Consider the following 21,095-nt stretch of genomic DNA (forward strand, 5'->3'; position numbering starts at 1 on the left):
GCCCGCTCACTCCGTCACCCCCGGAAGGGCCGATGTCGCCGTCTCCCTCGTGACGTCCCGGCCGGACGCCGGGTAGCGGACGTCGTGACCGTGAACCGGGCGCTGCGCGTCGTGACCCGCAGGGGGCCCCGTGCCGGTCAGGCCGGGGACGATCTGGCCGTCGCGGACCTCGACCACGCGGTCGCACCAGCGGGCCACCTCCGGGTCGTGGGTGACGACCACCAGCGAGGCGCCATTGTGCTTGGCGGCCTCCACCAGCAAGCGCATCGTGTCGTAGCCGGTGCTCTGGTCGAGCGCGCCGGTCGGCTCGTCGGCGAAGATCACTTTCGGCTGGATGACCAGTGCGCGGGCGATCGCCACCCGCTGCGCCTGGCCGCCGGAGAGCTCTCCGGGCCGGCGGCCCTCCATGCCGGCGAGGCCGAGCGGGCCGAACCACTCGCGGGCCCGCCGTACGGCGTCGGCCCGGGACACGTTGCCGAGCATGAGCGGCAGCGCGACGTTCTCATCGGCCGGTAGCTCGGGAAGGAGCTGGCCGAACTGGAACACGAACCCGAAGCTGGTACGGCGCAGGGCACTGCGCTCCCGCTCCCCCATCGTGTCGATGCGCCGGTCGAGCAGACGCACCTCACCGGCGTCCGGCTTCATGATCCCGGCGAGGCAGTGCAGCAGGGTCGACTTGCCCGACCCGCTCGGCCCCATGATCGCCACGGCCTCATCCGCCTGGACCGCCAAACCGACGCCACCCAGCGCCACGGTCGGACCGAACCGCTTGACCAGGTTGAGTCCTTCAAGGACAACACTCATGACGACGACCTTCCCGCGCGAAGGCGTCATCGCGGATCAGTTAAAAGTCTGGTCCATATATCAGGGCATCGCCCGAAAGGTCGATGTCGTGCCTTCTGCTGGCAGAATCCATCGGGTGACGATTCGGGTGCTCATCGCGGACGACCAGCAGCTGGTGCGGACCGGTTTTCAGATGATTCTGGATGCCCAGCAGGACATGGAGGTCGTGGCGACCGCCGCGAACGGCGCCGAGGCGGTCGAACAGGCACGGAGGCTCCGGCCCGACGTGTGCCTGCTGGACATCCGGATGCCCAAGCTGGACGGCCTGGAGGCTACCCGGATCCTGGCCGGGCCGGGGGTTTCCGACCCGATGCGCGTGGTCATCGTCACCACCTTCGACCTGGACGAATACGTCTACGGAGCACTGCGCGCGGGGGCGACCGGGTTCCTGCTGAAGGACAGCGGGCCGACGCTGCTCATCGAGGCGGTCCGGGCCGCGGCGGCCGGGGACTCGCTGGTGTCGCCCTCGGTGACCGTCCGCCTGCTCGAACACCTGGCCCCTCCCCGGATCGGCGCCGCCCGCCCGCCCGGTGAACCGCTCACCGAACGCGAGCGGGACGTGGTCCGCCTGGTGGCCAGAGGGCGGACCAACCAGGAGATCGCCGCCGAGTTGTTCGTCTCGCTGTCCACGATCAAGACCCATATGGGGAGCATCTTCACCAAGCTCGGCGCCAGGAATCGGGTGGAGATCGCGGCTTGGGCGTGGGAGTCGGGTGTTGTGAGCTGATTACGGGGGAGCAAGCTGATTAGCGGAGGAGCAGACGGGATAAAAGAAGGGCAAGTCCTTCAGCGCATGCCGGGGGGAGATATACATGCGCTTCATCTCGTCTCCACAGAAGTCTCCGCAGAAAAGGTCGGCCTCAGCCGTTTATGTGACCCTTTCCGCCCAGGTGCTCGCGACCGCCGCCCTGGTGGTGTTCGAACAGGCTCGAGGCCGGCGGCTGGCCCGGGAGATCTCAGCGCTCGGCGGCGACCCCCATGCCCCCGGCGCGCAGGCCGTCGTCGGCGCGGTCAGCCTCTTCGCCGTCCTGATCATGTTTACCGCCGTGACCACGATCGCGGCCGTCGTCGCCTGCCTGACCTGGCTGATCCGTGCCAGGCAGGACGCGGGCCAGGCCCGGCCGGCGGCGCCCTCGGTCCTGGCCGGCTGGTTCGTGCCGGGCGTCAACCTGATCGCCCCGCCGGTGATGATGGATCGCCTGTGGTGGGCCTCCCGCCCGCCGGTTGATCGCCGTACGCGCTGGCTGGCGCTTCTCACCGCCTGGTGGCTGAGCTGGCTGGCCGCCCTCACGCTGGTGCTGATGCGGCTGTTGTCGGGCCCGTCCCAGGGGAGCACCAGCCTGACCGGCCTCGGCCCGGTCGAGCTGGCCGCCATCACGGTCGCCGCCCTGCTGTGCGCGGCGACCGTCCGGCAGATCGCCAGGATCCAGGCAGTGAGCACCCGGCACCGGCATCGGACCCCCGAGAGCCGCATCGTCCCGCGGCCCTTTCCGCTGAGCGTCTCTCAGGTCGCCCAGGTCACCGCGGAGCCGGCCCCTCGCGTCGCCGCGGAACCGACCCCGCACCTCACGCCGCAGGCCATCCCGCAGACCGCCCCCAAGTGATCCCGCGCGTCACCTCCGGGCAGACCTCGGCCAACGGATCGACACCACGGATCGGCACCGCCGGGCGGGCCTGACCCCGGGGCCGTCGAGACGGGCCCGACGGCGTCGAGGTGAGGCTCGGCGGTGAATAAGGCTCGGCGGCGTCGACCCGGGGCGTCAGTCCAGCGCCCTCATCAGCAGCCAGCCCTCGGCGGCCGTGTCGAAGCGGAGCTCGTAGGTGCCGCCCCTGCCTCCGGGACCGGCCTCAAGGCGCCAGAACCGGCGCTCGCCCGGGTCGCTCTCGGAGATCTTCCACAACTCGCGCGCGACCACCCAGTGATCGAGGATCCGGCGGACGGTGTGGAGCCGATCGCGCCAGACGAACTGGACCGGTTGCCCCTCCCGGGTCCACACCTCGATCGGGTCGCCATAAAGTCTGCTCAAGACATCTCTCCCCCCGCGGCCTTCGGATGAGCACCCGGGGGAAGGCGGGTTTACCTAGTCGAACATACGTTCTTATGAGCTCGGGCGCAAGTCCCCCATCTGCCGTACCAGCGGGTTGGCGTCCACCGAGTTGCGGATGCTGAAGGTCACGCTGCCCGCGCGGTAGCGGTCGTCGGACCACTCGACCGGGCGTCCCTCGTGCGTGGTGGTGACCCGGCGCTGGCGCAGCAGAGGGCTGCCTCGCCGTACGCCCAGCAGCTGGGAGTCCTGAACGCCCGCCGCGACCGCGTCGATGAGGTGCTCGCCGTAGGCGAAGACCAGCCCGACACTCTCGAAGAGCGCCTGGGTGATCGACTCGCAGTCGTGGTCGATCCGCTCGACGGCCGGGGCGATCCACCCGGCGTAGACCGTCCGTTCCAGCATCACGGGCTCACCGTCGAGCGAGCGGAGCCGCAGCACCGACAGCACCGGATCGCCCGGCTGGAGCGCCAGCCGTACCGCCTCGGTGACGCTCGCGCCCAGGCGGCGCTGCTCCAGCACCTGCCCCTTGACCCGGTAGCCCATCGCCCGCGCCCACTGCGCGAAGCTGTGCAGCTCGGCGAAGCTCTGGCTCCGCTCACGGCCGAGCACGATACGTCTGGCCCCCTGCCTGGACCCCACCAGGCCCTCGGTGGCGAGTACGGCCACCGCCTGGCGGACCGTGCCGCGCGAGGCCGAGAAGCGGACGGCGAGCTCGGCCTCGGAGGGCAGCTGCGCCCCCACGGCGTACTCGCCGCGCACGATGGCCTCGCGCAGCTCTTCCGCGATGCCCACGTAACGGGCCGTCATGATCGCGCCCCCGCCGATGCCCGCTCGGACATCCGCCCGAGCGCCCGGCCGAGTCCCCCTCCGGACCCCCCCGAGAGCGCCCGATCGGCTCCCCGCCCGGACGCCCCTGAAAGCGCCCGGCCGGCTCCCCATCCGGACGCCCCTCGAAACGCCCGCTCGGCTTTCCATCCGGACACCCCTCGCAACGCCCGCTCGGACAACCGGCTCGATCCCCACCCGCTACACAATCTCGCTCCGCCTCTCAAATCCGCCCTCTCGCGCCCTGCCCGGCACACGGTGAAAACCTCCATCTGTGCGCACTGGGCGGTCGATCCTGACCACACCCTAGGCACGTAGAACCGCCCATGAAGCCCCAGTCGTTGCATTTCACTGACGTACTTCGGGTGTTCACCGAACAGAAACCGACTACCGACCTGCCGGGTCTAGCTTGTTTGTACAAGTTCCTCTACTTTCGTTGCTTATTCCGCGCCACCCCCTTGGGAGACAAAGTGCTCGCATCACGAATTCGCTTCGCCGGCCTGGCCGCGTGCCTCCTCGTAGGCGCTACGGCATGCGGTGCCGCCCCGAGCACCACCGCGGCCCCCGCCGCCTCCGGCGGTAGCGCCGCGGCCGGCGTGGACGCCAAGACCGCCGCCTCCGCGGCCGACTTCGGCGGGCTGGACAAGCTCGTCGAGGCCGCGAACAAGGAGGGCAAGCTCCACGTCATCGCCCTCCCGCCGGACTGGGCGAACTACGGCAAGATCATCGCAGCCTTCAAGGCGAAGTACCCCGGGATCGAGATCGAGGAAGAGACCCCCGACGCCGCCAGCGCCGACGAGATCAACGCGGTGAAGACCCGCAAGGGCCAGGACCGCGCCCCCGACGTGCTCGACATCGCCCAGTCCTTCGCGATCAGCGGTGCCGCCGAGGGCCTGTTCGCGCCCTACAAGGTCCAGACGTGGGACAAGATCCCCGAGAACCAGAAGGAGGCCACCGGCCTCTGGTTCAACGACTACGGCGGCTACGTCTCCATCGGCTGCGACGCCAAGAAGATCACCACCTGCCCGACGAGCTTCGCCGACCTGCTCAAGCCCGAGTACAAGGGCAAGGTCGCCATGAACGGCAACCCGACCCAGTCCGGCTCGGCGTTCGCGGGCGTGTACGCCGCGGCCCTGGCCAACGGCGGCTCCTTCGACGACATCCAGCCCGGTCTGGACTTCTTCAAGAAGCTGAAGGCCGCGGGCAACTTCAACCCGGTGGAGACCACCCCCGCCACCATCGAGAAGGGCGAGACCCAGATCAGCATCGACTGGGACTACAACAACGCCGCCTACGCCCCCAAGATGGCGGAGAAGGGCCTGGACTGGAAGACGAACATCCCGTCCGACGGCAAGTTCCTCCAGCTCTACGCGCAGGCGATCAACAAGGACGCCCCGCACCCCGCCGCCGCCCGCCTGTGGCAGGAGTTCCTCTACAGCCCCGAGGGCCAGAACCTCTACCTGGCCGGCTTCGCCCGCCCGGTGCTGCTGCCCGCCATGAAGGCCGACGGCTCGGTCGACGCCGCCGCCGAGGCCAACCTGCCCCCCGTGGACGGTGAGCCTGCCTTCCCGACCGAGGAGCAGAACACCAAGGCCAAGGAAGTCCTGGCCTCCGGCTGGGGCGCCGCTGTCGCGGGCTGATCGATGACGACCGACGTAGGTACGGCTGCCCAGGGCGGCAGCCGTACTCGCTCCAAGGGATGGCTCGCCGCCCTGCCCCTGCTCGCCTTCGTGGCACTCGCCTTCGGGATCCCGGCGATCGCGCTGCTGTTCGGCGCGTTCACCGTCAAGGACCCGAAGACCCTCACCTCCTCGTTCAGCACCTCCAACCTGACCGAGAGCCTTCAGGGCAACTACCTCAACACCCTCCTCAGCAGCGTGCAGCTGTCGGCCGTGGTCGCGGTGCTCGGCGCGATCCTGGGCACCTTCCTCGCCCAGGCCGTGGTGACCTCCCGGTCCCGGGCGCTGCGCGAGTCGGTGCTCACCGCCTCGGGCGTTCTGGCCAACTTCGGCGGCGTGCCGCTGGCGTTCGCCTGGATCGCCACTCTGGGCAACGCCGGCGTCATCACCAAGGCCTTCGGACTCGCCGACGGCGGCTGGAGCCTGTACAACTTCTGGGGCCTGGCCCTGGTCTACATGTACTTCTCGGTGCCCCTGATGGTGCTCACCGTGGTCCCCGCGCTGGACGGCCTGAAGCCGCAGTGGCGGGAGGCGGCGGGCAACAACGGCGCCACCACCTGGCAGTACTGGCGTCACGTCGGCATCCCGGTGCTGACGCCCTCGCTGCTCGGCGGCGTGGTACTGCTGTTCGGCGGCGCGTTCGCCGCCTACGCCACCGCCAGGGCGATGGTCGGCAGCACCGTCCCGCTGGTCACCCTGCAGATCGCGGACGCCCTGACCGGCAACGTGCTCATCGGGCACGAGAACATGGCGCTCGCGCTCAGCCTCGACATGATCGTCATCGCAGGTCTGGTCATGGCGGTCTACCTGCCGCTGCAGAAGAGGAGCAGCCGATGGTTGCGGTGACTCCGATCCTGGAGACCCCACAGGTCGTCCCCCCCACCCGCCGCCCGCAGCGCCTGAAGATCTGGCGCGGCGCGGTCCTGGGAATCGCGGCGATCTACTTCCTGGTCCCGCTGGGAGCCTCGTTCTGGTATTCGGTCTACAACGACCAGCAGGGCTTCTCCCTCAGCGCCTACCTGGACATCTTCAGTGCCGAGGGCTTCGGCACGAGCATGCTGCTCTCGCTCGCGCTGGCCGTCGCCACGATCGTGCTGGTGCTCGGTCTCACGCTTCCGGCGATGCTGGCCGTACGGCTCAGCGCACCCAGGCTCGGCCCCGTGCTGGAGGTGATCTGCACGCTTCCGCTGGTCGTGCCGCCGATCACCTTCGTGGCCGGGATCAGCATGGTGCTGCGCTGGGGACCCGACTACCTGGCCGCCACACCGCTGTGGGGGACCCTGATCGCGATCCAGAACGAGACGTTCCCCGTGGTGCTCGTGCTGGCCTACGTGGTGCTGGCACTGCCGTTCGTCTACCGCTCGCTGGACGCCGGGCTCCGCGCGATCGATGTGCGCACCCTGGTCGAGGCGGCCCGCAACCTGGGCGCGTCGTGGCCGCACGTGGTGTTCCGGGTGATCATCCCCAACCTGCGCACGGCCATCGCCGGCGCCTCGTTCCTCACCCTCGCGCTGGTGCTCGGCGAGTACACCATCGCCGCGCTTCTCGGCTACCGAACCTTCCCGGTCTGGATCGTGACGATCTCCGGGGCCAACGGCCAGCTCTCCGTGGCCGTCTCGATCCTCAGCCTGCTGCTCATCTGGCTGCTGCTGCTCTTCCTGTCCAGCGCGGGTTCCAAACGAAGGAGCACCTCATGACCGCCAGCGTCGAGTTCCGGGGGTTGCGTCGTGTGTTCGGCAGCACGACCGCCCTGGACGGCCTGGACCTGACCATCGCGCCCGGCGAGCTGATAGCTCTCCTCGGCCCCTCCGGCTGTGGCAAGACCACGGCGCTGCGGTGCGTGGCGGGCTTCGAAACCCCGGACGCGGGCGCCGTGCTCGTGGACGGCAAGGACATCACCCGCCTGCCCGCCAACCGCAGGGACGCGGGCATGGTCTTCCAGTCCTACAGCCTGTTCCCCAACCTCAACGTCCGCGACAACGTGGCGTTCGGGCTCCGGGTCCGTAAGGTGCCCGCCGCCAAGCGCCACGCACGGGCGGCGGAGCTGCTGGAGCTGGTCGGTCTTCCCACGCATGCCGAGCGCTACCCGCACGAGATGTCCGGTGGCCAGCAGCAGCGCGTCGCGCTGGCCAGGGCGCTGGCGCTGGAGCCTCGCGTGCTGCTGCTGGACGAGCCGCTGTCGGCGCTGGACGCCAAGGTCCGCGTCACGCTGCGCGAGGAGATCCGTCGGCTCCAGCTGGAGCTGGGCATCACCACCATCTTCGTGACCCACGACCAGGAGGAGGCCCTCTCGGTCGCCGACCGGGTCGCGGTGCTGCGCAGCGGGCGGCTGGAGCAGTGCGGCGCCCCGGCCGAGGTCTACGACCGGCCGTCCACGCCCTTCGTGGCCGAGTTCGTCGGCACGATGAACCACATCCCCGGCCGGCTGTCGGGCAACGAGGTCACCGTCCTCGGCCAGCTCCTTCCGGTGGACGGCCCGCTCCCCTCCTCTTCCTCCGAGGTGGACGTGCTGATCCGGCCGGAGGCCGTGCTCGTCACCCCCTCCTCCGAGGGGAGCGCGATGATCGTGGCGTCGTCGTTCCGCGGCTCGTCCGCGCGACTGCGCGTGCAGCTGGGCGAGCTGGAGGTCCTCTCCGACGTGCCCGGCCACGAGGCGATGCGGCTGGCTCCCGGCACGCGGGTGAGCGTCAGCCTCGTGCAGCGTCCCGTCCTGGTCGCCGAGCGCACCGCCGCCGTCCCCGCCGTTCAGGCGTCCGCCAAGTCGGGGGACCCCGCCGGTGTCAGTTGAGCTCCGGGCCGTCCTGTTCGACATGGACGGCACGCTCGTGGACACCGAGGGAATGTGGTGGGAAGCGTGCGCGGCGGTGGCGGCGGAGCTCGGCCTGGAGCTGACCGACGCCGAAACCGGTCACGTGCTCGGCCGTCCGGTCGAGCACGTGGCGGCCCACCTCCTGCGGCACGCCCCGTCCTCCCCCGGCACCGCCGACACGCAGCCCGCCATGACCGACGCGCGACTCGCCGAGGTCGGCGGGCGGCTCATCGAGGCCTTCGCGGAGCGGATCGCGGAAGGGGTGACGCCGTTGCCCGGCGCGATCCGGCTGCTGGACGACCTGCGGGCGGCCGACATGCCCGTCGCGCTGGTCAGCGCCTCCCCCCGGCAGATCGTGGACACGGTGCTGCGCACGATCGGGGCGGAGCGATTCGCCCTGGTCGTGGCGGCCGAGGACACCGTACGCGCCAAGCCGCTGCCCGATCCGTACCTCAAGGCCGCCGCCAACCTGGGCGTGGCCCCCGCCGAGTGCGTGGCCGTGGAGGACAGTCCCACCGGCCTCGCCGCCGCGCACGCGGCCGGGTGCCGGGTGGTCGCGGTCTCCGGCGGCATGACGGTGCCGGACGATGTCCTGATCATGGACAGCCTGGAACGCGTGGATCTGCCGCTGCTACGGCGATTGATCGAAGGGAGGACATCGATAGGCTGAGCCACTCATGTGACCACATATGCGGTTAGGTACGACTGTGAACAATCTCAGTCCCGGCGAATTTCTGCAGATCGGGCGATACCGCGTGCTCAGCCAACTGGGCAGAGGCGGGATGGGCACGGTCTACCTCGGCGAATCCGCGGACGGGCAGCAGGTCGCCATCAAGGTGATCAACCCGGAGTACAGCCAGCACGAGCAGTTCCGGATGCGCTTCCGCCGGGAGGCCGACGCGGCCCAGAGAGTTCGCCGGTTCTGCACGGCCGCGGTGATCGAGGCCGCACTCGACGGCGACCAGCTCTACGTCGTCACCGAGTACGTGACCGGCCCGAACCTGGAGGAGGCCGTACGGGCGCAGGGGCCGCTGCGCGGCTCCAGCCTCGACGCGCTGGCGGTCGGCGTGGCGACCGCGCTGACCGCGATCCACAGCGCCGGGGTCGTGCACCGCGACCTCAAGCCGTCCAACGTGCTGCTCTCCCCCATCGGCCCCCGGGTGATCGACTTCGGCATCGCCCGCGCGCTGGACACGCTCAGCGGGATCACCGGAACCGGCGAGATCATCGGCACGCCCCGCTACATGGCACCCGAGGTGCTGCGCGGCGAGCCGGTCTCTCCCGCGTGCGACGTGTTCTCATGGGGCTGCCTGGTGGCCTTCGCCGCCAGCGGCCGGCCGCCGTTCGGCGGGGAGGCGCTGCCCGCGGTGCTGTACCAGGTGCTCAACACCGAGCCCTCGCTGGAGAACATGGAGCCTGCGCTGCGGGAGCTGGTGACCTACGCCATCGCCAAGGATCCCAGCCGCCGGCCCACCTCCCAGCAGGTCCTCGACCACCTGGTCGGCCGCTCCGCCGCGCCCGAGCAGACGGCCTACTCGGTCCAGGCCGCCTGGCAGCAGAGCCCTTCCATGCAGAACCCGTCTCCGCAGCGTCCATCCGTACAGAGCCCGTCCACGCAGCGTCCGCCCGCCCAGAGCACGCCCGCGGCGCATGAGACCGTTCCCTGGGCGGAGACCGCCGGATCGGCGGGGCCGCCCACCGGCCTCGGCCCCGATCGCACGGCCCCGGCGGCCCCGCAGGCCGGACGACCGGCGGGCCGCAGGAAGATCCTCATCGGGGTCGCCGTGGCGGCCCTGATCGCGGTGGGCGGCGGCCTGGGCCTGTATCTCGCGCTCTCCCCCGGCGGTCCTCCCGAGGATCTCGCCCTGCTCTACCAGGACGACTTCACCCAGAGCGGGACCGGCTGGACCGGCGGCCCCTACGATCCGGCCGTCGACAGGTACGGCTACGCCTCCGAGGGCTACTACGCCCTTGATGTGAACGGCGAGTACGCCCTTCTGCGGGAGGAGGCGCCGACCGGCTTCGTGAGTGCCCCTCCGGCCACCCCCAATCCCACGGCCAGTCCCACACCGATCACTCCCGCCCGGCTGCTCCTCGGCGTCGACGTCGGGATCCGCTCCGGCAGCACCGGCCCGGGTGAGTACGGGCTGTTCTGCCGGGGCAAGGACGACACCAAGGCCACTCGTTACGAGTTTCTGCTCGACACCGCGGGCAACGCCCGCATCCGCAAGTCCGTGGAGAGCGCCGGAGGCGAGCTCACCAAACCCGTCCCCGTCGACCTGCCCAAGGATCAGACCACCCGGCTCCAGGCCGAGTGCTCCGGCGACGCGGAAGGCGTGCAGCTGACCATGTGGGTCAACGGCGGGCGGGTCCAGTCCGTCCGGGACACCAACCCGCTGCCCAGCGGAGAGGTCGGCATGATCGCCCGGGTCGGTGAGAAGAGCAAGGCCGTCCTCAAGGCGTCGTTCGACAACTTCACCATGCACGGCCCGCTCTCCGCCAAGAGCCCCTGACCGAAAAGGGGAACAACGAATGATCGGCACGAGGTTGGGGACGATCAAAGCGTCCGACTGACCGAAGGAGTTCAGCACAATGCGTGCCATCGTCATCTCCGCCACGGGCGGGCCCGAGGCTCTCACCTACACCGATCATCCGGACCCCGAGATGAATCCGGGTGACGTCCTGATCGACGTCGCCGCCGCCGGAGTGAACTTCATCGACGTCTATCACCGGATGGGCCGCTATCCGCTGTCCCTGCCCTTCATTCCCGGCAAGGAGGGCGCGGGCACCGTCGCCGCGGTCGGCGAGGACGTGCGGGAGTTCGCCGTCGGCGACACCGTGGCCTGGGGGAACGTGATCGGCAGTTATGCCTCGAAGGTCGTGGTGCCCGCGTCCCACCTGCTCGCCGTGCCCGACGAGGTCACGGCGGAGTCCGCGGCGGCCATCATGCTCCAGGGGATGACCGCGCACTATCTGACCCACTCCACCTACGAGGTGAAGCCGGGCGACGACGTGCTGGTGCACGCCGCCGCGGGGGGAATGGGCCTGCTGCTCACCCAGATCGCCAAGCTGCGCGGCGCCCGGGTGATCGCCACGGTCTCCACCGAGGAGAAGGAGAAGCTGGCCCGCCAGGCGGGCGCCGACGAGGTCCTCCGCTACAGCGGCTTCGCCGAGGCGGTCCGCGAGCTGACCGGTTCCGGCGTGCACGTCGTCTACGACGGCGTGGGAGCGACCACCTTCGACGAGAGCGTCGCCTCGCTGCGCCCGCGCGGCATGATGGCCCTGTACGGCCAGTCCAGCGGCCCGGTCCCGCCCATCGACCCGCAGATCCTCGCCCAGGGGGGCTCGCTCTTCCTGACCCGGCCCACCCTCGACTTCTACATCGCCACCCGCGAGGAGCTGACCTGGCGGGCCGCAGACCTCTTCGGCTGGGTGGCCTCCGGACAGCTCCGCGTGCACATCTCCCACCGCTACCCGCTGGCCGAGGCCGCCCAGGCACACGAGGACCTCGAGGCCCGGCGCACCACCGGCAAGGTGTTGCTCATCCCCTGAGGACCTTGAGGCCCCCGGCCGTCCGCCGTGCCGCGCGCGTCTCTCGGCTACCGTGCCGCGCACGGCTTTTGAATGCCCGCCGTGCCACTCGCCGTCTCCCGGTATCCCGTTGTCCGATGGGCCGCCCGCTGCCTGCCGCGCTGCCGCCGTACCCACCGCGGGCCGTCAGGCCAGCGGGTGAGCCGGCCAGTCCAGCAGGCGGGCGCCCAGCACCGCCGTCTCCAGGGTGAACCGCTGGGTGGGATCGTCGGGTGAGAAACCGGTGAGACGGCGGATCCGCTCCAGCCGGTAGGTCACCGCCCGGGTGCTCACACCGAGCTTGCGCGCGGCGGCGGCCTGGTTCCCCTGGGAGGCGAAGACTGCCTCCAGCGTGTCAAGCAGCGGCCCGGGTCCGCCCCTCGCCTCCAGCAGCGAGCAGAGCACGGTCGTCACCAGATCCTCGATGGCCGCCCGATCGCGCAGCAGCACCGGGAACACCAGCAGGTCGGCGGCCTTGAGCACGGGTGCCCGCAGACCCAGCCGGTCACCGAACTCGATGGCGTTGGCGCCCTCCCTGTAGGAGGTGACCACCCCGCCGGGGCCTCGATGCGGCCGGCCGAGACCGATCCGCCAGCCGGGCGAGAACATCTGCCTCACGTGATGGGTGAACTCCCCGGTCGCGACGGCGAGACTGCCCGGTGCGACGCAGACGAGCATCCCGTCGCGGACGGCGATGAGCACGTTGTGCGAGCCGAACCGGGTGACCATCGCCTCCTCGATCCGCCGGGCCAGCGCCCCGTCGCCCTCCGCCGGCCGATCGTGCGCCGGACCGGCCGCCATCAGAGCATCGGCCATCGGACCGGCCCTCCCCCGACCGGCCGGCACCGAACCGGCCGTTCCCGGATCGGCCCTCCCCTGACCGGCCGGCACCGGGCCGGTCGTCATCGGACCGGCCGGGCGGGCGACCGCGACCACGTAGGTCTCGGCCAGCCGGAGGCCGAAGTGCTCGGCCCGCTCGGCCAGTCTGTCGGCCCTGCCCTGGAGCAGGTCGTTCACGAACTCCCTGCGCGCCTCCCCCTCGTGGCGCAGAGCCGATCTCTGGGCGTTCTCGTAGCCCTCCATCAGGGCGGAGACCGTACGCCTGAGGGCCGGGAGCGGAGCCGTACGCAGGGATTCGGCCATGACCAGGGCGGCCTCGACCAGGGCACGCACGGACAGACCCTGCTCGGCGGCTCGTGCGCCGGCGGCGCGGCAGTCGTCCAGCTCGGTCCGATCCGGCAGCCTGCCGGTGGCGGCCGCCTCCCGTAACGTCCGGAGGTGGCCCCCGAGGAGCTCGTCCATCAGACTCCTACGTCACGCCGATCGAAGGCGAGCATCGCGGTCAGCAGGAGCACGATCGTCGCACCCGCCAGAACAAGGTAGTCCCCGGTGGGAAATCCCTGGTAGACGGGCCTGCCGTCCAGGTAGTAGTGGAACGGCGAGAGCCAGCGCAGCCAGGAGATGGCCGCCACGTCACGGCCGAGGGTATCCACCACGTAACCTCCCACCGCCCAGGCCCCGGCGATCCCCATGGACAGGCTCTTGCGCCCCGTGGCCGCGCTCACGGTCACGGTCACGGTGCCGAAGAACAGCACCAGGAGATAGAGCCCGGTATGCGCGGCGACGATGTTGACGAGGGGAACGCCCATGTCGAGCGCCGAGGCCATCCCGGCAACGAGCACGAAGGTGATGAGCGCGATGCCGAGCAGGCCCAGGACCAGCGCGGCGAACCGCTCCAGAAGCAGCCTTCTCCGGTCGATCGGCAGCGCGAGGGTGAGTTCCAGCGTCCCCCGCTCCTCAGGCTGGGCGATCACCTGGTTGCCGAGGATGACCGCGCACATGGTGAACAGCAGCGGGCCGAACATCTGATAGGCCACGGCCTGGAGATACCCGGCACCGCTGGTGAAGTTGTCCAGTCCTCCCATCAGGTCCTTCAACGGCCCCGGGAACTTGGCCAGCGCGGCCGGGCCGTAGATCTCCGGATCCGCCACGATGGAGGAGTAGACCGACAGGTAGAGCAGCATGAAGGCGCTGATGCCGATGGTCCAGCCGATCAGCCCCCTGCGGTAGTCGCGCAGACTTTTAGACACCAGCGCGGGCATGACGCGCCTCCTCGTCGCTGTAGTAGGCCAGGAAGATCTCTTCGAGGTCGGGCTCGGCGCTGACCATGTGCACCACGGTGAACCGCGCCGCGGCCTTGATCAGCGCGTCCGGGCGGCCGTCGATGGTGCAGCTCACCGCGGCCCCTTCCACGCGCAGGTCCCGCACGCCGGGCAGGTTCTCGAACGCCTCGCGGGGCACCTGGGCGTCGAAGTGGAACTCCACCCGGTGCACCGCCTTCTCCCGCAGCGCGGAGATGTCCTCCACCGCGACCAGCCTGCCGGCGCGGACGATGCCGACCCGGTCGGAGACGTGCTCGACCTCGGCCAGCACGTGGGAGGACATCAGCACGGTCCGGCCCGAGGCCCGGACCTCACGGACCATCGCCAGGAACTCCTGCTGCACCAGCGGGTCCAGGCCGCCGGTCGGCTCGTCCAGGATCAGGAGCTCCGGCTCGTGCATGAACGCCTGGATCAGCCCGACCTTCTGCCTGTTGCCCTTGGAAAGCTTGCCCATCGGCACCGACAGGTCGGCTTCCAGCCGCTCGGCCAGCGCCCCGATCCGGGCCTTGGGCACGCCTCCGCGCATCTTGCCCAGGAAGGCGAGGTAGTCCCTCGCCCTCTCCCTGCCCTCCAGGAACAGATCTCCGGGCAGATAACCGATCCGGCTCCGCACGCTCGCGTCACGAGGGTCTGTCCCGAGCACGGTCATCCGGCCGCTGGTGGGCCGGATGACGTCCAGGAGCAGCCGGATCGTGGTCGTCTTTCCCGAACCGTTCGGGCCGAGATACCCGAACACCTCTCCGGGGTGGATCACGAGGCTGAGATCCTCGAGTCCCCGGCGCTTACCGTAGAACTTGGTAAGTCCCTCGGTCTCCACTACCGCTGTCATGCCTTCGATGGTGCCCGTTGCCCCTTTGCCGGGCCATGACCGAACCCTGACAGTTGAACGCCCCTTCGTTGCCAGAACCCGGAACCCGTCGCTCTCCCGCGGAGCGGGTCTTCCACCGTGACGCCAGGGTCCCCGATGCGGTCTATGGTGATCCCATGAGCGTGGACACGGCCTTCGTACTGGGCGGCGGGGGCGTCCTCGGCGCCCATGAGGTGGGCATGTTGCAGGCGCTGGACGAGGCGGGCATCAAGCCCGACCTGATCGTCGGCACGTCCGTGGGCGCGCTGAACGGCGTCATGCTCGCGGCCGCCCCGGGCGACGCCGTCTCACGCCTGACCTCACTGTGGAAGTCCGATGTGGTCCGTACGGCTTTCGCCGGTTCGTGGGTGACCCGCCTGTCCACCCTCGCCAAGACCGGCACCCATCTCCACTCCGCCGGCCCGTTGCGCGGCCTGCTGGCCGAGATGCTCCCGGTCGCCCGGATCGAGGACCTCTCCGTGCCGTTCCAGTGCGTGGCGGCCTCCGTCGAACGCGCCGCCGCACACTGGTTCACCAAGGGTCCGCTGGTCGACGCGGTCCTCGCCTCCTGTGCCGTCCCCGGCCTGCTGCCCCCGGTCCGCATCGGCGACGACCATTTCCTCGACGGCGGCCTGGTCCACAGCATCCCGGTCGGCCGCGCCGTCGCCCTCGGCGCACGCCGCGTCTACGTGCTGCACGTCGGCCGGATCGAACGTCCCCTGGTCGTGCCGCGGAAGCCGTGGGAGGTCGGCCTGATCGCCTTCGAGATCGCCCGCCGCCACCGTTTCACCGAGGAGATGGCCACGCTTCCCGCCGACATCGAGGTCCACGTCATGCCCGCGGGAAGCATCTCCCGCCCCGGAGTGGATCTCTCTCAGCTGCGCTATCGGGATTCATCGCATATATCTGGATATATAGAACGTGCTTATCAGGCCTCGTCCCACTACCTGGCTCAACGCTCGTCCACCTGACCAACCTGAGCCGCGCCATAAAGGCAGGAGTCACTTGTGCTCCCTCCTCGTTTCATCCGCCGACTGGTCCTCGCTCCCATGGTGCTCGTGCTCACCGTGGTGGCAGTGATCACCCTGCCGATCTGGCTGGTGGTGGTGACCGCCGCCTCGCTGCGCCTGCCGGTCCCGCAGCGGCGCGGCACCCGGCTGGTCTGGTTCGCGCTGGCGTGGCTGACCCTGGAGTCGATGGCGCTGGTCGCCTCCCTGGGACTCTGGGTGGCCGCCGGACTGGGCGGACGGCTCAACAAGGACGAATACCAGGAACGGCACTACGACCTGATCCAGTGGTTCCTGTCCAAGGTGTACACCGTGGCCGTACGGATCTTCCACCTGAGCGTCGAGATCGACGAGCCGACCCCGACCTCCGACGAGCTCTCCCGCCGCCTCACCCGCCCCGTCATCGTCCTGTCCCGCCACGCGGGCCCCGGTGACTCGTTCCTGCTCATCTACCACCTTCTCGCCCGGTACGGCCGGCGCCCGAGAATCGTGATGAAGGCGGCGCTGCAGTTCGACCCCTCACTGGACGTGGTGATCAACCGTCTTCCCAACGCCTTCGTCCCCCGCAAGACCGCCGAGAGCGGCATCATCGCCGAGATCAGCCGCCTGTCCTCCGACATGGACGCCGACGACGCCCTGGTGATCTTTCCCGAGGGAGGAAACTTCACCCCCAAGCGCCGCTGGCGGGCCATCCTGCGACTTCAGCAGAAGGGCCTGACCGAGGAGGCCTCCCGGGCCCGCAAGATGCACTACCTCCTCCCTCCCCGTCCGGGCGGGGCCATCGCCGCCATCGACGCCTGCCCGGCCGCGGACGTGGTCTTCGTCGCCCACACCGGCCTCGACGACCTGATCACCCTTGGAGACATCTGGCGCAGGCTGCCGGTGCGCGCCGAGATCAAGGCCAAATGGTGGCGCGTGCAGGCCGCCGACGTCCCCCGCGACCGCGAGACCCAGACCCGCTGGCTCTTCGACCAGTGGGAGGAGATCGACGCCTGGATCGCCGAGAACCGCCCCGCTCCGGCCGCCAGGACCTGAGGACGAGAGCCGCGGACCTCCCTGGTCGATCACGTCGTGACCCGGGGGCGTGCGCGCATCGCGGCATGGATGCGCTCCGTAGACGTGGCCGGACCGCCGCGACAATATACGAGCATGCGATCTCGAACGGCCGGCATGTGGTGGGGCACCGCTGTCGAAGCGCCCGACCCCGGCGCCCTGGCGCGCTTCTACTCCGAACTGCTCGGCTGGCCCATCGGACACGAGGAGCCGGGAACGGCGATCGTCGCGGCTCCCCAGGGAGCCGTCTATCTGGTGTTCCAGCAGGCCACCGATTACCGAGCCCCCGTCTGGCCGCCCGTCGACGGCGAACAGCGCCCGATGATGCACTTCGACTTCCAGGTCGGCGACCTCGACACCGCCGTTGCCGACGCGGTCGCCCTGGGAGCCTCGCTGGCCGCGGCCCAACCGCAAGAGAACGTCCGAGTGCTCCTCGACCCGGCCGGCCGCCCCTTCTGCCTCTGCCTCGACGAGGACTAGCCGGGCTTGGTCAGGCGGGGACGGCCTGGGCGTGCCTGAGCGACGCTCGGCGGCGGATGGGGACGGGCCGGCCCGGCAGGCCAGGAGCAGCCGGCGCCTACCAGTCCTGGGAGAGACCCGACATGCGGCGGAGGTATTCGTCCTCGTCGATCTCGCCGGCCGCGTAGCGGCGTTTGAGGATCTCACGGGGTTCTTCGAGAGCGGGTTTGACCGCCCTAGAGCCACGGCCCAGCAGAGCGACGCCGATGATCACCGCGGCGATCACAGCCATGATGAAGAAGACCAGCACGATCCGGCCCATCGTTCACCTCCTACGTTCCATTGTGCGAGAAATCGGGGGCTTCGCGCAGAGCCCCGCCGGGTGGCAACAGCGGCAGCCCCCGCGGGGCGCCTCCCTCAAGGAGCCTGAGCAGGGCGTCGGTGTCCACGTTCCGCTCGATCAGGTCGCCCAGGGCGTCCAGCCGCTCCTCGCGCATCGCGGCGAAGGAGACGTCGGGAGCGGGAGTGAAGTCGCGGCCGGAGACGGCCGCCACGTCGGCGAGGAACGCCCGGCGGAAGTCGTCGTTCTCCAGGGCGCCGTGCCAGGTCGTGCCCCAGACCGATCCGACGTGACAGCCGTCCAGGAAGGGCTCGCCGCCCTCGGCCGTCACGACGCCGTGGTGGATCTCGTAGGCCGCGACGCGGCAGCCGTACGCGGTGCCGACCGGACGCCCCAGCGTCTTCTCCGCCGCGAACTCCACCGTCGCGGGCAGCAGTCCGAGCCCCTCGACCCGGCCCGCCCCCGACTCGACGTCGTCGTGGATGGTTCCGGCGAGCATCTGGTAGCCCCCGCAGATACCCAGCACCGCCCGGCCGGGCAGGGCGTCGGCCAGACCGGTGACACGGAGCCACGCCAGGTCGGAGACCGTGGCCCGGGAGCCGGGCAGGACCACCAGGTCCGCGTCCTCAAGCTCGGCGGGAGAGGTCACGAAGCGGACCGTGACGCCGGGCTCGGAGGCCAGTGCGTCCACGTCGGTGAAGTTGGAGATGCGCGGCAGCCTGACCACCGCGACCCGCAGGGTCTGCCTGCCGTACGGCGTGCGCGTGCCGATCGTGGGCCGGTTGTCCAGGGCGAGGGAGTCCTCGACGTCCAGCCAGAGGCCGTCCAGCCAGGGCAGCACGCCGTACACCTCGCGGCCGGTCAGCTCCCTGATCATGTCGAGGCCGGGTTCGAGGAGTTCGGGCGCCCCCCGGAACTTGTTGACCACGAAACCGGCGATCAGGGCCTGGTCCGCGGGCTCCAGCAGGGCCACCGTCCCGTACAGCGCGGCGAAGACCCCGCCCCTGTCGATGTCGCCGACCACGATGACCGGCAGGTTCGCGGCGCGAGCCAGGCCCATGTTGGCGATGTCGCCCCTGCGCAGGTTGATCTCCGCCGGGCTGCCCGCACCCTCGCAGATCACCACGTCGTACGAGCTTCGCAACCGCTCCAGCGCATCCACCGCGACCTGGCGGAGCCGTTCCTTGACCTGCCAGTACTCCATCGCGTCGACCTCGGCCAGCGGCTTGCCCATGACCACGACCTGGCTGCGCCGGTCGCTGCCCGGCTTGAGCAGGATCGGGTTCATGTCCGCGCTGGGCTCCAGGCCGCACGCGGCGGCCTGCATCGCCTGGGCACGGCCGATCTCGGCGCCGTCGGCGGTGACGAAGGAGTTGAGCGACATGTTCTGCGCCTTGTACGGCGCGACCTTCACGCCCTGCCGGGCCAGCCAGCGGCAGATCCCGGCGGTGACGACGCTCTTACCCGCGTCGGAGGTGGTCCCTGCGACCAGCAGCGCCCCCCTCACGCTCTCACCGGGCACGACTCGACGAGCGGTCCGCCCACATGGGTAAGTGCTTCGGCACGGGCAGACGCTTCGGAACCGGCAAGCACTCCAGCGCGGGCGAACGCTCCGGCGCTGGTCACGACCGGCCCTGTGACACCGGGACCGGTCGAGACCACGGGTAGCTCTCGGGGGGAATCGACCATCATGGTGACCAGCATGACGCGCCGCATGCCGTACCGCTCACCGGGACCACCCCCGGCGGTGCCGGGAGCGAACGTGAGACGTGAGCACATCGGTCCAATCATTTTGACCCTCATTGGAACTTACGACCGGCCAATCCACCGCCGGACAATGGCTCTGCCCACCCTCTGCCGGGGCCTTGAACAGCGAATTCTCGTGAGGAGAGACTGATATGACGATCGCCCACATGTGGTTCGACCCCAAATGCCCCTGGGCCTGGATCACCTCCCGCTGGCTGCTCGAAGTGGAGCAGGTCCGCGACATGCGGGTGCGTTTCCACGTGCTGAGCCTGTCGGTGCTCAACAAGGACCGCGAAGGGCTGGAGGACTGGTACCGGCAGTGGCTGGACACCGGCTGGGGCCCGGCGCGGGTCGCGATCGCGGCCGAGCAGAAGTACGGCAACGAGGTGCTCCGCGATCTCTACACCGCGCTGGGCACCCGGATCCACCACCGGAAGACGCCGATCGACCGTGACCTGTACCTCGCCGCGCTGGCCGAGGCCGGCCTTTCGCCGGAGCTGGCCGACGCGGCCGAGTCCACCGACTACGACGAGGCGCTCCTGGCCGGAAACCAGGCGGGCCTGGCCCCGATCGGCGAGGATCTCGGCACTCCGGCGATCCACGTCCCCGGACCTGACGGCGAGTTCGTCGCCTTCTTCGGGCCGGTGGTGACACCGATCCCGCGCGGCGAGGCGGCCGGGAGGCTCTGGGACGGCGTGCTGCTGGTCGCCGGCACCGACGGGTTCTACGAGCTGAAGCGCAGCCGCACCCGCCGGCCGATCTTCGACTGAGGATGGGGCCGACACCGGAGGCGGCCGTGCCCGGTGTGAACGGATCCGGTCACGCCAGACACGCGTGACCGGATCCGGGTCGTGCTGGGGGTCGCCGACGCCCAACACGACCCGGCTCCGGTCATGGCCGGTCTTGGCCCAACGTCCGGAGTCCACCTCGCAACTGAAAGGGCCGGGCCCCCATCGCGAGGGGGCCCGGCCCGTAAGGGTGTCTCTAGCGGAGCGCGGCCCGTTTGTCCGCCGCCACCACGGCGACCCACACCATGGCGGTGATCGCGCCGACGCACAGGGTCAGGGACCCGGCGTATCCGCCCGACATCGCCCAGCCGTCGCCGAGGGCGAAGACCAGGCCGCTGAGCCGCGAGGCCACGGCGAAGCCTGCGCGGCCGGTGCGGGAGAAGTGGCGGCCCAGGATGAAGCAGGCGACGATGAGCGCGGTGAACCCAATGGACCCGGCGACCATGTGCATGAGGCCGTGCCAGCTCATCGCGGTCGGCTGGCCCAGAGGGGTGCCAACGGGGAAGCCGTCGCCCGGATCCATGACGAAGACCGCGGCGGCGGCCATCGCGACGCCGCTGACCAGGATCAACCGAGGCGCCCACGTGCCACCGGGGGTGCCGCGCATGACGCGGCGCAGACCGATCGCCCCGGCGACCGTCAGAGCGCCGCTGACCAGGAAGTTGGCCATCTGGAGCCAGCCGAGATCGCCGGTGCTCAGCATGCTCAGGGGGTGGCGCATCAGGTCGAAGCCCTCACGGGTGAAGGCCTGTGCCAGCGACACGACCGCGAAGAGGGGCGCGGAGATGACGGAGCCGGCGAGCAGGACGCGCGTCGCGGGGGTGGCGGAGCCGACGGGGGTGACGATGCCGGGCTGAACGGTGGTCATGGTCGTTTCCTTTCCGGTGCGACGGGATCCGTCGCCGGGTTGTGATGCGAC

22 protein-coding genes are annotated in these 21,095 nt (G+C 70.2%); 13 read left to right on the forward strand and 9 right to left on the reverse strand.

Annotated elements, in window-relative coordinates:
- Positions 1 to 6 precede the first annotated feature (6 nt).
- A complete protein-coding gene (locus tag DKM19_RS35890; RefSeq protein WP_110706232.1) occupies positions 7 to 804 on the reverse strand; it encodes an ABC transporter ATP-binding protein in 798 nt (265 codons plus the stop codon).
- A 115-nt stretch (positions 805 to 919) separates the two neighbouring features.
- Between DKM19_RS35890 and DKM19_RS35895 the strand changes: the two genes are divergently transcribed.
- Both DKM19_RS35895 and DKM19_RS35900 read left to right on the forward strand, forming a co-directional pair.
- Complete coding sequence (locus DKM19_RS35895; protein WP_110701964.1) at positions 920 to 1,570, forward strand: response regulator transcription factor; 651 nt, start codon at positions 920 to 922, stop codon at positions 1,568 to 1,570.
- A gap of 145 nt (positions 1,571 to 1,715) precedes the next feature.
- Entirely contained in the window at positions 1,716 to 2,447 is a 732-nt protein-coding gene (locus DKM19_RS35900) for a DUF4328 domain-containing protein (RefSeq protein WP_239513762.1), read from the forward strand.
- Positions 2,448 to 2,603: 156 nt separating this feature from the next.
- Here DKM19_RS35900 and DKM19_RS35905 read toward each other — a convergent pair whose 3' ends face one another.
- Positions 2,604 to 2,870, reverse strand: coding sequence for a DUF6504 family protein (locus DKM19_RS35905; protein ID WP_089209760.1), 267 nt, complete (start codon positions 2,868 to 2,870; stop codon positions 2,604 to 2,606).
- Positions 2,871 to 2,942: 72 nt separating this feature from the next.
- Positions 2,943 to 3,698: a GntR family transcriptional regulator gene (locus tag DKM19_RS35910; RefSeq protein WP_110701968.1), complete on the reverse strand. Its 756-nt coding sequence runs from the start codon at positions 3,696 to 3,698 to the stop codon at positions 2,943 to 2,945.
- Positions 3,699 to 4,186: 488 nt separating this feature from the next.
- On the opposite strand from DKM19_RS35910, the gene DKM19_RS35915 reads away from it, so the two are divergent.
- From DKM19_RS35915 to DKM19_RS35945, 7 genes are all read left to right on the forward strand, one after another.
- On the forward strand, positions 4,187 to 5,356 hold the full coding sequence (locus DKM19_RS35915; protein ID WP_110701970.1) for an ABC transporter substrate-binding protein: 1,170 nt from the start codon (positions 4,187 to 4,189) through the stop codon (positions 5,354 to 5,356).
- A gap of 3 nt (positions 5,357 to 5,359) precedes the next feature.
- Complete coding sequence (locus DKM19_RS35920) at positions 5,360 to 6,241, forward strand: ABC transporter permease subunit (RefSeq protein WP_110701972.1); 882 nt, start codon at positions 5,360 to 5,362, stop codon at positions 6,239 to 6,241.
- On the forward strand, positions 6,229 to 7,092 hold the full coding sequence (locus DKM19_RS35925) for an ABC transporter permease (protein WP_110701974.1): 864 nt from the start codon (positions 6,229 to 6,231) through the stop codon (positions 7,090 to 7,092). The genes DKM19_RS35920 and DKM19_RS35925 overlap by 13 nt, the downstream gene beginning before the upstream one ends.
- Positions 7,089 to 8,183 (forward strand): ABC transporter ATP-binding protein, encoded by a 1,095-nt coding sequence (locus DKM19_RS35930; protein ID WP_110701976.1) that lies wholly within the window; start codon positions 7,089 to 7,091, stop codon positions 8,181 to 8,183. The genes DKM19_RS35925 and DKM19_RS35930 overlap by 4 nt, the downstream gene beginning before the upstream one ends.
- A complete protein-coding gene (locus DKM19_RS35935) occupies positions 8,173 to 8,874 on the forward strand; it encodes an HAD family phosphatase (RefSeq protein WP_110701978.1) in 702 nt (233 codons plus the stop codon). Before DKM19_RS35930 ends, DKM19_RS35935 begins: the two co-directional genes overlap by 11 nt.
- 37 nt (positions 8,875 to 8,911) lie before the next feature.
- Positions 8,912 to 10,717, forward strand: coding sequence for a serine/threonine-protein kinase (locus tag DKM19_RS35940; RefSeq protein ID WP_239513763.1), 1,806 nt, complete (start codon positions 8,912 to 8,914; stop codon positions 10,715 to 10,717).
- A 79-nt stretch (positions 10,718 to 10,796) separates the two neighbouring features.
- Positions 10,797 to 11,756, forward strand: a complete 960-nt coding sequence (locus tag DKM19_RS35945) for a quinone oxidoreductase (protein WP_110701982.1) — start codon at positions 10,797 to 10,799, stop codon at positions 11,754 to 11,756.
- A 165-nt stretch (positions 11,757 to 11,921) separates the two neighbouring features.
- Here DKM19_RS35945 and DKM19_RS35950 read toward each other — a convergent pair whose 3' ends face one another.
- From DKM19_RS35950 to DKM19_RS35960, 3 genes are read right to left on the reverse strand one after another with little or no spacing between them, the layout of a single operon-like run.
- Positions 11,922 to 13,076: a CdaR family transcriptional regulator gene (locus DKM19_RS35950; RefSeq protein WP_110701984.1), complete on the reverse strand. Its 1,155-nt coding sequence runs from the start codon at positions 13,074 to 13,076 to the stop codon at positions 11,922 to 11,924.
- Positions 13,076 to 13,876, reverse strand: coding sequence for an ABC transporter permease subunit (locus DKM19_RS35955; RefSeq protein ID WP_110701987.1), 801 nt, complete (start codon positions 13,874 to 13,876; stop codon positions 13,076 to 13,078). The genes DKM19_RS35950 and DKM19_RS35955 overlap by 1 nt, the downstream gene beginning before the upstream one ends.
- Positions 13,857 to 14,765, reverse strand: a complete 909-nt coding sequence (locus DKM19_RS35960) for an ABC transporter ATP-binding protein (RefSeq protein WP_110701989.1) — start codon at positions 14,763 to 14,765, stop codon at positions 13,857 to 13,859. The genes DKM19_RS35955 and DKM19_RS35960 overlap by 20 nt, the downstream gene beginning before the upstream one ends.
- Positions 14,766 to 14,920: 155 nt before the next feature.
- Here DKM19_RS35960 and DKM19_RS35965 point away from each other — a divergent pair, with 155 nt between their 5' ends.
- The 3 genes from DKM19_RS35965 to DKM19_RS35975 all read left to right on the forward strand — a co-directional run bounded on the left by DKM19_RS35965 (position 14,921) and on the right by DKM19_RS35975 (position 17,323).
- Positions 14,921 to 15,754: a patatin-like phospholipase family protein gene (locus DKM19_RS35965; protein ID WP_110701991.1), complete on the forward strand. Its 834-nt coding sequence runs from the start codon at positions 14,921 to 14,923 to the stop codon at positions 15,752 to 15,754.
- 36 nt (positions 15,755 to 15,790) lie between these two features.
- Complete coding sequence (locus DKM19_RS35970) at positions 15,791 to 16,825, forward strand: 1-acyl-sn-glycerol-3-phosphate acyltransferase (protein WP_110701993.1); 1,035 nt, start codon at positions 15,791 to 15,793, stop codon at positions 16,823 to 16,825.
- A gap of 114 nt (positions 16,826 to 16,939) precedes the next feature.
- Positions 16,940 to 17,323: a VOC family protein gene (locus DKM19_RS35975; protein ID WP_239513764.1), complete on the forward strand. Its 384-nt coding sequence runs from the start codon at positions 16,940 to 16,942 to the stop codon at positions 17,321 to 17,323.
- A 97-nt stretch (positions 17,324 to 17,420) separates the two neighbouring features.
- Here DKM19_RS35975 and DKM19_RS35980 read toward each other — a convergent pair whose 3' ends face one another.
- Both DKM19_RS35980 and DKM19_RS35985 read right to left on the reverse strand, forming a co-directional pair.
- Positions 17,421 to 17,624, reverse strand: a complete 204-nt coding sequence (locus DKM19_RS35980) for an SHOCT domain-containing protein (protein WP_110701997.1) — start codon at positions 17,622 to 17,624, stop codon at positions 17,421 to 17,423.
- Positions 17,625 to 17,634: 10 nt separating this feature from the next.
- The gene (locus DKM19_RS35985; protein ID WP_110701998.1) at positions 17,635 to 19,149 is read right to left on the reverse strand and encodes a cobyric acid synthase; all 1,515 of its coding nucleotides are present in this window, start codon (positions 19,147 to 19,149) and stop codon (positions 17,635 to 17,637) included.
- 391 nt (positions 19,150 to 19,540) lie between these two features.
- Here DKM19_RS35985 and DKM19_RS35990 point away from each other — a divergent pair, with 391 nt between their 5' ends.
- Positions 19,541 to 20,158 carry a disulfide bond formation protein DsbA gene (locus tag DKM19_RS35990; protein WP_110702000.1) on the forward strand — a complete coding sequence of 206 codons (618 nt, stop codon included), beginning with the start codon at positions 19,541 to 19,543 and terminating at the stop codon, positions 20,156 to 20,158.
- Positions 20,159 to 20,372: 214 nt separating this feature from the next.
- On the opposite strand, the gene DKM19_RS35995 is transcribed toward DKM19_RS35990, so the two are convergent.
- On the reverse strand, positions 20,373 to 21,044 hold the full coding sequence (locus tag DKM19_RS35995) for a DUF998 domain-containing protein (RefSeq protein ID WP_110702002.1): 672 nt from the start codon (positions 21,042 to 21,044) through the stop codon (positions 20,373 to 20,375).
- Positions 21,045 to 21,095 lie beyond the last annotated feature (51 nt).

This window comes from Streptosporangium sp. 'caverna' (assembly GCF_003203775.1).
GTDB classification, from domain to species: Bacteria; Actinomycetota; Actinomycetes; order Streptosporangiales; family Streptosporangiaceae; genus Streptosporangium; species Streptosporangium subroseum.

Coding starts and splice junctions, on each gene's coding strand:
- DKM19_RS35920 (WP_110701972.1), top strand. CDS start 5,360: ATGACGACCGACGTAGGTACGGCTGCCCAGGGCGGCAGCCGTACTCGC.
- DKM19_RS35990 (WP_110702000.1), top strand. CDS start 19,541: ATGACGATCGCCCACATGTGGTTCGACCCCAAATGCCCCTGGGCCTGG.
- DKM19_RS35995 (WP_110702002.1), bottom strand. CDS start 21,044: ATGACCACCGTTCAGCCCGGCATCGTCACCCCCGTCGGCTCCGCCACC.
- DKM19_RS35945 (WP_110701982.1), top strand. CDS start 10,797: ATGCGTGCCATCGTCATCTCCGCCACGGGCGGGCCCGAGGCTCTCACC.
- DKM19_RS35925 (WP_110701974.1), top strand. CDS start 6,229: ATGGTTGCGGTGACTCCGATCCTGGAGACCCCACAGGTCGTCCCCCCC.
- DKM19_RS35975 (WP_239513764.1), top strand. CDS start 16,940: ATGCGATCTCGAACGGCCGGCATGTGGTGGGGCACCGCTGTCGAAGCG.
- DKM19_RS35960 (WP_110701989.1), bottom strand. CDS start 14,765: ATGACAGCGGTAGTGGAGACCGAGGGACTTACCAAGTTCTACGGTAAG.
- DKM19_RS35910 (WP_110701968.1), bottom strand. CDS start 3,698: ATGACGGCCCGTTACGTGGGCATCGCGGAAGAGCTGCGCGAGGCCATC.
- DKM19_RS35930 (WP_110701976.1), top strand. CDS start 7,089: ATGACCGCCAGCGTCGAGTTCCGGGGGTTGCGTCGTGTGTTCGGCAGC.
- DKM19_RS35965 (WP_110701991.1), top strand. CDS start 14,921: ATGAGCGTGGACACGGCCTTCGTACTGGGCGGCGGGGGCGTCCTCGGC.
- DKM19_RS35890 (WP_110706232.1), bottom strand. CDS start 804: ATGAGTGTTGTCCTTGAAGGACTCAACCTGGTCAAGCGGTTCGGTCCG.
- DKM19_RS35955 (WP_110701987.1), bottom strand. CDS start 13,876: ATGCCCGCGCTGGTGTCTAAAAGTCTGCGCGACTACCGCAGGGGGCTG.
- DKM19_RS35980 (WP_110701997.1), bottom strand. CDS start 17,624: ATGGGCCGGATCGTGCTGGTCTTCTTCATCATGGCTGTGATCGCCGCG.
- DKM19_RS35950 (WP_110701984.1), bottom strand. CDS start 13,076: ATGGACGAGCTCCTCGGGGGCCACCTCCGGACGTTACGGGAGGCGGCC.